This window comes from Pseudomonas sp. DR 5-09 (genome assembly GCF_001655595.1).
Lineage (GTDB): Bacteria > Pseudomonadota > Gammaproteobacteria > Pseudomonadales > Pseudomonadaceae > Aquipseudomonas > Aquipseudomonas pharyngis.
Map to the genome: position 1 here is coordinate 4798165 of NZ_CP011566.1, position 11251 is coordinate 4809415.

At 51.9% G+C, this 11251-nt stretch carries 9 protein-coding genes; all 9 read left to right on the top strand.

The window, feature by feature from the left end; all coding sequences use genetic code 11:
• The 9 genes from PDR5_RS21490 to PDR5_RS21515 all read left to right on the top strand — a co-directional run bounded on the left by PDR5_RS21490 (position 1) and on the right by PDR5_RS21515 (position 10472).
• Positions 1-2226, top strand: coding sequence for a hypothetical protein (locus PDR5_RS21490; RefSeq protein ID WP_064598707.1), 2226 nt, complete (start codon positions 1-3; stop codon positions 2224-2226).
• Positions 2227-2528: 302 nt separating this feature from the next.
• Positions 2529-2990: an SH3 domain-containing protein gene (locus PDR5_RS29455; protein WP_237233874.1), complete on the top strand. Its 462-nt coding sequence runs from the start codon at positions 2529-2531 to the stop codon at positions 2988-2990.
• Between the two features lie 9 nt (positions 2991-2999).
• Positions 3000-3179 carry a hypothetical protein gene (locus tag PDR5_RS30235; RefSeq protein ID WP_082934441.1) on the top strand — a complete coding sequence of 60 codons (180 nt, stop codon included), beginning with the start codon at positions 3000-3002 and terminating at the stop codon, positions 3177-3179.
• 856 nt (positions 3180-4035) lie between these two features.
• A complete protein-coding gene (locus tag PDR5_RS21495; protein ID WP_064598709.1) occupies positions 4036-4713 on the top strand; it encodes a histidine phosphatase family protein in 678 nt (225 codons plus the stop codon).
• 123 nt (positions 4714-4836) lie between these two features.
• Complete coding sequence (locus PDR5_RS21500; protein ID WP_064598711.1) at positions 4837-5025, top strand: hypothetical protein; 189 nt, start codon at positions 4837-4839, stop codon at positions 5023-5025.
• A gap of 392 nt (positions 5026-5417) precedes the next feature.
• Positions 5418-7067: a hypothetical protein gene (locus PDR5_RS21505; protein WP_064598713.1), complete on the top strand. Its 1650-nt coding sequence runs from the start codon at positions 5418-5420 to the stop codon at positions 7065-7067.
• A 349-nt stretch (positions 7068-7416) separates the two neighbouring features.
• Complete coding sequence (locus tag PDR5_RS29740) at positions 7417-8277, top strand: hypothetical protein (protein ID WP_156669355.1); 861 nt, start codon at positions 7417-7419, stop codon at positions 8275-8277.
• 100 nt (positions 8278-8377) lie between these two features.
• Positions 8378-9148 carry an HNH endonuclease gene (locus tag PDR5_RS21510; RefSeq protein WP_064598714.1) on the top strand — a complete coding sequence of 257 codons (771 nt, stop codon included), beginning with the start codon at positions 8378-8380 and terminating at the stop codon, positions 9146-9148.
• Between the two features lie 556 nt (positions 9149-9704).
• Positions 9705-10472, top strand: a complete 768-nt coding sequence (locus tag PDR5_RS21515; RefSeq protein ID WP_156669356.1) for a hypothetical protein — start codon at positions 9705-9707, stop codon at positions 10470-10472.
• Positions 10473-11251 lie beyond the last annotated feature (779 nt).

Below are 11251 nucleotides of genomic sequence, written 5' to 3' on the forward strand. Positions count from 1 at the left end.
ATGGCTGACTTGTTCGATTTCGAAGTTTCCCTCACTCCCTCTTCCACTGCAGAACCAGCCCAGGTTGTTGTTTTCTTCTCCGGCCCGGAAAGGATCGGGGACGCTCAGATCACCGAAGCGCTACAAAAGCGGCTAGGCCAATACATTCTTCCTGACCATGTAACCTTCTTGGTACCTGAGTGCTACCAAGAATGGGTCAAAGAACAGTGCGCTGACAAAACTACGCCTATCGCTATAGCTCTCCAGCGACGAGGGCCTGGCTCCGCTCCGACTTACGGTTTCTCCTTTTTCAATAAACATGGAGACATCAACAAACACGTAATCGTCGCAGGCGTCTCCAAAACGATTGGTCACCTAATCACCTGTGGGGCTGAAAAAATCATTCAAGCTGGGATGAAGAAGCTGGTGAAATGCACGCAGGTACTCACCAAGGCTCCTGCAGGCTTCCTCTTTTCGAAGCCATCGTCGAGGTCATCCAATTATTTCATCCGTGCTGAAAACCTGCTGACTGAAACCCTCCACTCCCACTTTCTGGCATTCTCCTGCCTGAGGGTACTTAAGGAGGCCTCCAACGATGGTTTACGTGCCCTTGACACCATCTACCTCGACACGATGGCGTTCCTGCCAATCGCACTTTCGATTCAGCTTTTCCAAACGAAGTTCGATGATCAAACAATCCTCAGCATCAAGTCATTCCATTCCCATGACGGCTTGAAGGACGGGCCGTTACCAGATGCAGCTTCCTCGCTCTGCTTGATCTCCGCTTCGACTAACTGCGGACTCGCCAAGGAGTGGATGAAGGTCAATGGATCGCCGGCAAGCCGCGTGGCCACCTTCCTCTCGTTTCTGTCCGAATCCGAATGGTGCACAGTTCTCCACACCCTCGATAAACCAGATGACTTCGAATCGCCCGCCGAGACCGACTCCAACGAGGCCAAGCAGATGATTCGAATTCATGGTGAGCGATTCGTCGCGCAACACACCGAGACGCGTCTGCTAAACATCAGCATGGATCACCTTCCAGATGGCTTGCAGACCAAATTCTTCTCATACATGGGCAAAGGTCTGTTTAAGTGCTTCAGCCAGGTTCCTCAGCGGGAAAGGCAGCGAACTATCCACGTTGACAAGGAAAAGCTTGTCGCCACCAAGGAGTTCAAGGATTGGTTCACCAAAGCCCTGATTGAAGAGTCGCCTGCATCGACGTCACTCATCATCCACGACGATGATGCAGCAAGCGAAAAGATGGCAAACGATGCCTTAGATTTCCTCAAGGACAGGGGGTTGAATTGCGGTGTAGTCAGTGCCTCCAACTTCGCCCCACAAAAGAAATTTGATGGGTCAGTGATCATCGTTGCTGCCGCTGCCGAGCGAGGTACTCTACTACTGAGCATCAGTCGTAGGCTCCGATCCGCTCAGAACGCTGGCACAAGAGTGTATCTAGTAGGTGCATTGCTTGGCCGTTCATATGAACTGATGAAAGAACTGACAGCCAACCTTACGCAGCCTCCAAAAGGCAGCAGGAGGTATGTATTTAAACCATACCTTGAAATCCCGGCATCCAGCTTGGCGTGCAATAGTCACTGGCATTTGGAACACAAGCTGCTAAGCGGCCTGATTGCAGTTGACGGGAGCGACGTATCGCCCTTGGTGAAATCTCGCGTTGAGGCCTTCGACACAGCACGCGCCGAAGGCCTGTCAGAACACGTTTTCTGGCAGAGCAGTTATCACAAAGGACAGATGAGTTTGACTAAAGGCTTCGCCTTTGTAAGCGGCACCCAAGACGTCACGGTGGCTGCCTGCGTAGACATCTTCCTGACTATCTTGTGGATCCTTCAAAACGCCCGAGAAAATGCCAAAATCAAGGACGCCAAACGCCTTGAATCCGGCGAGCTCCATCAGGTGCTACTCACGCCTGAAGTTTTCTCTCGATATGACGACGGAATCATCCAAGGCGCATTCCTCCGAGCAGCTCTGCCTACAGAGCTCGATTACAGCGCTCACGAAACCTACAGTGCATCAATGGCCGACATCATCTTGCGTGTTGTCCAGGGCTACGGGTTCGAGCGCGGTGATGCTGCTATGGAATTCATCATTGCGCTGTCGATTGGGAAAATCCGTTTGCACAAAGAGGTGGACGAAAAGCTTCGAGCGAGCATCAAGCTAGCCCTTCAAAATAAGGTAGACGACATCGGACTTCTGCTGGGGGACGAGGCCGCACCGTTCTAGTTAGGTCACTGCACGTTACCCCGACCGTCTTGCTGATAGCTGGGCGGTCGGTGACATGTTCCAACCCAGTAACTCATTGGAGTTATAAGTAGCTACCTACCCGACACACACTAGATTTGCTGTGACCTTCTGAAAGCATTACGCGAGCCGAGCCCTGCCCGAATGTGCGATAAGAACACTCAGGCATCGATGATGAATAGCTATCAGCTCGCCTGACTTACTGAAAGAGAGCAATGGATATGCGCAAGAAATCCCAGTCATGGTTTGTTCCGCTCCTAATTCTCTTTGCTGTCCTATGGGCTATGGGTAAAAAAGCCCCCCCTGCCCCTCAGGTTCAACCGAACATACTGAGCGCGCCAAATACGCTGGTTTCAACTACGCCGGCTTATTCAGCACCGTCCCTCGCAATTGATCAGTTCGTGAGCGCTGACAAACTCAATGTCCGGGATCAACCAGACGGAAAAGTCATCTCTAAGCTAAAGCGTGGGGACAAGGTTCAGGTGTTCGAAAAGCGAAACGATTGGGTGCGCATAAGCGTTGATGGCCAACCTGGGAAATGGCTGTCATCTAAAAGCCTGTGCAGCGGATCGAATTGCTACGTTGTCTCTTCCCCGAAACCGGTGCGGGTCACGCCGCAACCCATTCGTACCCCTAGTACGGAATACGGCTCTTCATGCCCATGCTCTTCTGGGAATGTTTGCATAGGGCCAAGAGGAGGCAGGTACTGCATCACTTCCGGCGGAAATAAACGCTACGGCGTTTAAGTCGATGTACTGGAAAGAACGTGCCAAAACCAACTTGCCCTCGAAGCAGCACTTATGGAGCTTACCCTCCATGTAAAGGCCCAAGGATTGGCAGAAGTAGGAGATAACGTTCGTGGTGCGCATTACACCATCGGTGAGAACGCCGGGCACATCAAACAGGGTTTAGCGCGGCTTAAAAAACTTCCATGACTCACCCGCTCTTTGATTTTAATCTCAAGCGAGTATCGCGTGAGCACTACATCACCGGGAAAGCAGCGATCAACTTTCCCGATCCGGGTAGCACTTCTGGCGGGTGACATTCCCTTTCCTATTTTGATCGCGAATCCGGGGTGGCTAAGGTGTCATTGGAAGGCATCCATTATCCTGACACCACATGGCATCACTGACGTGACTGAACAGTTAGCTCGCCGTGGCTGGTCTGCGGAGGGCCATTGTCTGTTCATGACCGATCACTACAGGGCCGCCGCGGAAAGGGTTGTAATGTAAGTCTCGGGTAAGTCCAGCCACTGTAACGTCGAGATCGCCGAATGGTTTCCTGATGTGGCGGATAGACAACGACTGCTCACTCTCCTCAATGTTGGGATGCCGATGCTAGCCATTCTGAACAAGCGGGAAAAGGTGAGCGCCTTGGTACGCATGCAGCCCCTCGGATAGCGACGCGAGGTTAGGCACGCTTAGCAAACGACTGTGAATTATTTAAATTATTGGCTAGCGATAATTATCGCCCTGCCATAATTCTGAATAATTTTGCATGTATCACAGTCGGAACCTAGCAGGCCATTTGGGTCACCAGTCATAGGCGGGCACAAGGCCCGAAGGGGCGACGCCTTCACGTACGGCCCAGCGATTGCGACGCGTCTTTCTATTAAAGTGAGCGCCACGATGTCGTACGCCGACCAGTTCCCCTCCTTGCTTTATTACCAGTTCGCTTTTGATGCGAGCGATAATGGAGTTCACTGGGTCACCCCATCAGCCCTACCCTCATCCAGCCATGCCCCTAGCAAAGCTGCTGGTGTCATGCGTCGGCGAAACGACAGGTAAGTCAATGAAGAATGTCAGGCTAGTGCGTCATGGAGAAAGTGCGGCCAATGCCGGTGCTGCAACCCTTGATCGCGCAAGTATCCCGCTCACCGAAAAGGGCATCGAACAAGCTAAACGAGTGGCGCAATCCGTCGGCCGTGCACCTGAGTTAATCGTTGTCTCCCCTTTATCTCGGGCTCGAGCGACTGCGGATGCGACCATCTCCGTATTCCCTGATGTACCAATCGAAAAATGGCCCATCGAGGAGTTCACCTATCTTGATCCGGCTAGGTGTGTGAATACCACCGTAGGGCAACGGAAGGCATGGGTGGAACAGTATTGGGCGAACGCGGATCCGTCCTACATTGATGGAGAAGGTGCTGAGTCGTTTCTAGAGTTTGTTGGCCGCGCACGATCGTTCCTAGATCGCCTCACAACGCTCCCGGCGCAAGACATCCTAGTCTTTTCACACGGGCAATTTCTCAATGCGGTAGCTTGGCTCATTGAGCGCAAGCCACTCCAGGTTGATGACCAAGCGATGATCGAGTGGCGCAGGTACGAGATCGATAATCATGTACGTAATGGTTGTGGGTATACCGTGACCCGTGCTCTAGTCGATTCGTTGTGGACAGTGAGCAATTCAATCGACATAGATGGCGCGGTTAATCTCAACAAGCTCCAAGTAAGGTCTCCCATGCCATGAGCATCGAAGCAAAGTTCCTTCACCTCCAAGCAATCCATAACCTCCTCGCGCCATACCGCTACCTCTATTACGTAAACCTTGAAGGTATGGAATCCATCGGAGAGTTCACTGAAGTTTCCTCCTATGCATACTGAGCTGACCGGCGTTTACCGGATCGCCATCGAGATGCTGGAGGACGCCCCTCCCCCGGGACAGGAATACGGGTATTTCAGCGCATTCGTAGATTTCGCGCCGCGCTCCCATGCCGCTCGGGAGATGCGTCGCCTGGCAGATGAGCTCACCCATTGGCGACTTCCCAACAACTGGAAGTGATATAGACTCGGTTTGCAGGGCATCCCGCTCAACTCTGCTCCGCCAAGGGAAGCGCGGCGACCGGGCAGTTGAATAGCGCTTGGATTGTTCAGCTTGATACTCAGACAAGGTTGGCCTGGCAAGCGGACGGAAAGATATCCGACCCTCCGAGGGCGTACCAGATCCGCAGATATATCCGCATATTTAGAGTCTGTATCGGGCTGAAACCCTTGCACAACAGGGGCTCCATGGTTACGGAAAATCCGCGATCCGATGCTGGCTTTTCCTACCGTGGCTACAAGTAAAATACTGCCTTGAAGCCCTCCTGCAAGATATGCTTGACCCTCAAACAAGTCAAAATGCCAACCGTGCTTCGCCTCAGCACAAAGCCAATCAACGCCAAGGAGTGCGCCATGCCGGCCAGTTACCCACCAGAGTGGTTCCAAATGGCGGACGTCCGGCGGCGTCGATTATCGGCAGCTATCTGGATTCCCCTGCGTCAATCCGAAGTGATTCACAAAGGCGGTGCAGACAGGGAGCTCGGCGCATTCGAAGAATTGCTTTGCGTCGGCTCACTAGCGGTATACGCAGATCAGCGTGAGATAGGCGAAACACTAGGTTGGAGCTCCATTGGGTTGATGCATACCCCAGGGCCTTACGCCTTTGACGACGGCCGCTACAAGCCAGCAGATCAGTATCTCCATGAGGATGAAGAGCCGCCGGTGGGAGTGGAACTGGTTCTCCTAAACCATTTCAACATTGATCACGATACGGAGTGGCTGATAAATCAGGATCTGATCCTTGCACTGCGATTGATGCAGGAAGGTGATTCATGGATAAGCCCCAACGAAGGTTACATGGAGGTTATCCGGCAGCGCAGGAATGAAGATGGTCGAGTGATTGCCATCGAAATTCGTGCTGAACATTTGCGAGATTATTTGTGTGCACGCGGTCTCGCCCTCAGGTTGGCGCAATACCGAGAGCGTAAGCAATACCTCGCAGATGCTTCTCACATCCCATGGCATGGTGCACCTGTCGAAGAAAAGAAGGCCAACGAGCTCTTCAAGTTGCATACCTTTAGCATCAGGGCCGATGGAGGCTTGCTGGGCCGAATGTCGATCATGAGGGTCTGGCGCACAGATGTTGACCCTGAAGAAGACGTCCCGACATTTTCGGCAGAAGACAACAGCAACACGGACTATGAGCACTACGAAGTTGAACACTCCGGGCTCACCTATGAGCAAGTAGACGGTCGGCTCTGGCGTGAAGAGTGGGTAGAGCCCGCATCGAAAAGCGAACGAGTCAGGGGAGACCGGCCTGAGGAAGAGCTGTATTACACGACAGGAGCCGCTGGCGAAAAGCTGCCGGCCAGCGAGCTCAACGATGAGGACATCGGGCTGTACCTATGGTTCAAGGCAGAGGTAATTCCAGCCCTGTTGGCGTTTAAGGGGGCGGCGTTGGAGTGGTACACATCAGACACCGGTTCGATCAAATGCTCCCCTGACTACGATATTCATTTTGGGATAAATGAGCAGAGCCACATCAATGCTCACGCCTACGACATCGTCAAGTTACCGCTTTGGCAACAAAAGATATGGCATGGGTTCAACATCTCGCCAGACGGCCGCCCCTCACGCGAACTGGTTGCGTCCCAATTCCAAAGCGATCCCGCAGATACCATCGCGCCGGAAGCGATGTTCAAGATGGTGATTGCCAAACTCAACTCACTCTTCTCCGAACGCTTCGAGGCTCCGCTGTTTAAACCCCATGACCATTCGGCTGATATCCAGCGTAACTGTCACCGCTTCCGCGCGCTAGACAAAAATGGGGTGTTGGCGTTGGCCAAAGACATTTCCAGATTAACTGTGGACTCTATCGACATCGGGCTTTTGAAGCAGACTGTGGATGTTGACCCTAAGGAAAAACTGGGAGGCCTGAAGCTCCTAGAGCGCCTGCTATTGAAATATTGCGACAAGGACACAGCACGTCAGATGATGACACCGCTTCATATCGCCTACGGGCTGCGCCTGGGTGACGCTCACCTGCCTTCCAAGAATGATTAAAAGGAAGCGCTACGCGATCTGAATACAGCTGACGGCGCTCATCCAATCACAATCGGAGCAACCTTGCTGGCCCAAGTGGGGGTCAGCCTCATTGAGATAGGTAATACCATTCATACCGGGCCTAAAGCCGCCAATTCAGATACCTAGCCCATTGCGAATCTATGATCACGATGCTCGATGGAATGGACGAAAGGCGGCTCAAGCCGCGCGGTATTAAGCAAGGCTTTTTGACGGTTTGCTAGTCGGATCACTACATATAAAAAGGGCCTAGGCACCAGCTAGACAAATATTGACTGCAAAATGCCATGCTTCGATTATCTGTACCCCCGTGTACGCTTCTGAGGCTTTGATGAACAAATCCACATATGTCACCCGGTCGGTAAAAGATTTTGTGGATTGGCTTGCTCAGAGGTTATGCGGAGCCCCTATCCACTTCGCGGCACCTAAAGCCAAGCCTTACCAATACCTACACGACGCGCTTGCTGCCTATCAGTGGCCTCCAAGATTTAAGGCACCATTGCCGGTCAGCGTCTCTGGACGTCCATATATCCATCCCTCGTTGCCCTCCCTTCCTGGCGGAAGCAATTTTGCAGTCAACACCGCCTCGCTATCGAGCTTAGAGAACGCTCTCAGTACATCTTATACCGCTGGCTCCTCGCGCAGTAATCAGCTCGCTGGCGCGGTGGCTGCCACGTTCCATTGGGGCGGCGTATACACCAAAAGAGGCAATGGTGCATGGCTTCTGAATAATCATCATCAGCTCCATGGAATTCTAAATGGGTTTGTTCGTGACCATGCGCGCGGAGACGACATATCTACAGTGCCAAATCTTCGGTTCAATTCGGGGATGACGAAGGTCTATGCGCTGTTGCTGAGTGACTTCATCATTTACGACAGCCGTGTCGCTGCCGCCCTTGCTTGGCTGGCGCATAGTTGGTGGACTACCTGGTTGAAACGATCCACTCTATCGTTCCCGGCCGAACTGATGTTTGGCTGTCTCGCCGCAAATGGCTCAATGGCACCGTTCAGAAACCCAGACCCTACAGTGTTTCCGACGCTCCGGAACTGCCCGTACAAACATTACACGTGGAATGTCAGGGCGAATTGGATTTTGGGGGATGCTCACAAGCTAGCAGGTGGGAGTAGCGGCTTCGCGAACCTACGAGAGGTCGAAGCAGCCTTGTTCCAAATGGGTGACAGAGTTTGCTGATCCTCGGCCGTCTAATAGTGCCTGGTACCCAGTTTCTTATTTAAGGCGCGATAGATCCAGTGTTCCTCCCCTCCCCCTCCAGTCACCATAGGAATCGCTAATGCTTGCTAAATCGCTCCCTAACCGAAAAGCGTTCATTCAGTCACTAGGCGCCACGTGCAGAAATTGGACGTGGAGTTGGTCATTCGTGAACGAATCGGAGCAAAGGATCATCTTCGGAGCTTGGGATATCAATAAAAATAGCGGTCGGACGTTAATCCTTAGCGATAAATGGAGGGTTGAGAACGGCAGGCGAACTCGTGGGTATCCTCAGAGCTTGGAGCATCTCAGGTTAGTCGAGGAAAAGGGCTACGAGCTTTATACCTTCAACATCACTCACTCTGATGAGCTTCAGGATGAGCATGGAAATGGCCCTGCGAAGATCAAAGTTTTCGAGCGCACGATCATCCGTAAATGGCTGACCCGAGAAGGTGGCGATTGGTACGCATGCGACGAGCCGGTGCATGCATTGATTCCCGAGGAAGTGATGGAACCTGAGCTTTTCTTGGAAGGCGCATTGAGGGCTATCCAAGTTAACGCCTACGAACGCAGCTTGCCGGCCCGCGACGCATGCATCCGTTATCACGGCGCTGTATGTGCAGCCTGCAGGTTTGATTTTGGGCAAACTTACGGTGCCACTGCTCAGGGCCTCATCCATGTGCACCACATTGTCCCTCTCAGCGAAATCGGCAGGGAGTACGAGCTAAACCCCGTGACGGATCTGATACCCCTTTGTCCAAACTGCCACGCGGTTGTTCACAGACGGAAGGAAACGATGAGTGTTGATGAGCTTCGAAAGTGCTTGGCTTCAGCGAAGGTGTTGCACGGCTGAGGTACGGTACTCAGCAAGAATGTCGCGTAATAGATATCGCAAGCAGATGCCGCCCCAATCGTCATCACTACGGTCGACCACGAGAGTATGTGAACTGAATACCCGAATGCATTTTGATATGCCGACAGCGGTCATGAACTCGTTGCTTTGCGCAAGCGCCTAGACCTGGAAGCCCTGTGATGAAGCTGATGAGCCGGAATCATCAAAGCTGCTCGCAGCCGTCCATGATCAGATAGAAACGGTTGAGGTTTGGAACAACTCGAGGCCGCCGGAGAGCTTAAGCGATTCGTTAAACCCGCTTATCAGTCCTCTCTTCTCCAACTTCTAAAAAAAGCTCACGTCCATCAACAAGCCCACATAAATGATGCAGGAACATATGTAGAGGTAGGTCGTGAACTAAAACCTACCACGTTCGAAAGTAATCAAGACGCTTACAGACTCGCCGATAAAGAAAGCTCGATTAACAAGAATTACATGGTCAACGATGAATCAATACTACTTTCCCGTACCGGATAACCAGAGCTCGCAACCGGTCGTCAGGTTCTCTGAGATCCGCATGCTCGCCACTGTCTCTACCCTAGCATTGCTGCTGCTCCTATCGGCAGCACTCTTGGTAAAAATAGACGCACCATACGCAAACTACATCGCCTTGGCTTTGACCGCCACAATGATTTCCAGCGTGTACGTCGTCATTAGCCTGATCGAATTGAAGCTTGCCGGAAAGCTTATGAACATGAAATCCGGCTTGTCCCTTTGGCTGTCGGTGATTGGCCTTTTGATATGGTTCTCAAAGATTGACGCACAGGTAGAAGTTAACAATATCTTTGGAGTTGATGCGTCGTTGTTGCCGATGACAACAGCAGCTGCAACGTTTATGCACGTTATGATACGTACAGAGCCAGCGATTTATACGATAATGGTCGTTTCAGCCGTGCTGTTCATTTTTTCCTATCCAGCTGCACGTCTGAGAAAAGAAATCCCTTTGTATGCAATCTGCCATACTTCAAACCTGCTCACCTTCATTGTGATCGCGTCCTTAGTTTCTAACGTAATTTCGCTAGATCGCCGCCGCAACCAAATCCTGTACCACATAGCTCACATGGCTGACTTCAGCAGCAAGTCACCCTGCGCGAATGTCAACTCTTTAACAGAAGATGTGCTCTATCTTGATAGCGTACGGAGTAAGATCCTGGTTGCCCCAAAAATCAAAGAGCACGAACCAACAACCTTGTCGACCTTCTCACTTCTGGCTCCTACCCTAGTTCCTAGCGACTTCAAACGCCTTAATTGTGACTACAAGCTGCCCCTCCTTGGCTCAAACTAAGGAACTGTATAGCCCAACAGCCCTCGGTAGGTTGGGCTCGAATCGCTCACGGTCGACAGGGAGGGCTGCGCACGACTTGATCTTCCAAGCATCAAGTCAACATTCATCTTGCCGATACAGCACCCAATGCAATGATTAAGGCCTGCACGTGGATACTTTTCGAGAGTCTTTGTTGGTGGTCGCTAAATACGTTGGGATAGTGTGGAAATATTTTTCCAGTCCAAGCGTGCTGGGTGTACTGTCAGTTATAGCGGCGACAATGTCAGCGTACGCTGCCTTTCTTTCCTATCAGGCGACTCTGAGCGCCACCAACGTAGCCGAAGCATCTCAGGCGCTTGCCCAAAAGATTTACAGCGATCAAATAGCGATGGGACGCCCTTCCATATCCATTCTTTCCGGGGAAACATCCATTTCTGAAGACCAAGAAAGCTCATACTCAAGTCAAACAACGAAAAAGTATAAGGCCTCGCTCACATTGAAAAACTCTGGCCTACGTGTCACAGAAAGAGCCTGGATAGCCTTGTCTAATGCCGGCTCTAACGTTGCAGTCGTTTCTCTGCCAAAGGATACTGACTATCCCGTTGCGTTCGACATTAGCTGGGCCTCAAACTCAGAATTGAGGAGGAGTTCGTGGTATGCCGCGATTGTGTACGAAGACCAAGTACCCAACGATGCCCCTGTCCCGACAAGTATTACCTCAGAATCGGCAGCCCCCCTACGTGTAGTTTGCTCAGATGTAGCCGTCTTCAAGATGTCGTCGTGGCCAAAAGATCCGACTC

What these genes read in the sequence shown, in the direction of transcription:
- PDR5_RS21490 (WP_064598707.1), top strand. Translation starts at nt 1, where the DNA reads ATGGCTGACTTGTTCGATTTCGAAGTTTCCCTCACTCCCTCTTCCACT.
- PDR5_RS29455 (WP_237233874.1), top strand. Translation starts at nt 2,529, where the DNA reads ATGGGTAAAAAAGCCCCCCCTGCCCCTCAGGTTCAACCGAACATACTG.
- PDR5_RS21495 (WP_064598709.1), top strand. Translation starts at nt 4,036, where the DNA reads ATGAAGAATGTCAGGCTAGTGCGTCATGGAGAAAGTGCGGCCAATGCC.
- PDR5_RS21500 (WP_064598711.1), top strand. Translation starts at nt 4,837, where the DNA reads ATGCATACTGAGCTGACCGGCGTTTACCGGATCGCCATCGAGATGCTG.
- PDR5_RS21505 (WP_064598713.1), top strand. Translation starts at nt 5,418, where the DNA reads ATGCCGGCCAGTTACCCACCAGAGTGGTTCCAAATGGCGGACGTCCGG.
- PDR5_RS29740 (WP_156669355.1), top strand. Translation starts at nt 7,417, where the DNA reads ATGAACAAATCCACATATGTCACCCGGTCGGTAAAAGATTTTGTGGAT.
- PDR5_RS21510 (WP_064598714.1), top strand. Translation starts at nt 8,378, where the DNA reads ATGCTTGCTAAATCGCTCCCTAACCGAAAAGCGTTCATTCAGTCACTA.
- PDR5_RS21515 (WP_156669356.1), top strand. Translation starts at nt 9,705, where the DNA reads ATGCTCGCCACTGTCTCTACCCTAGCATTGCTGCTGCTCCTATCGGCA.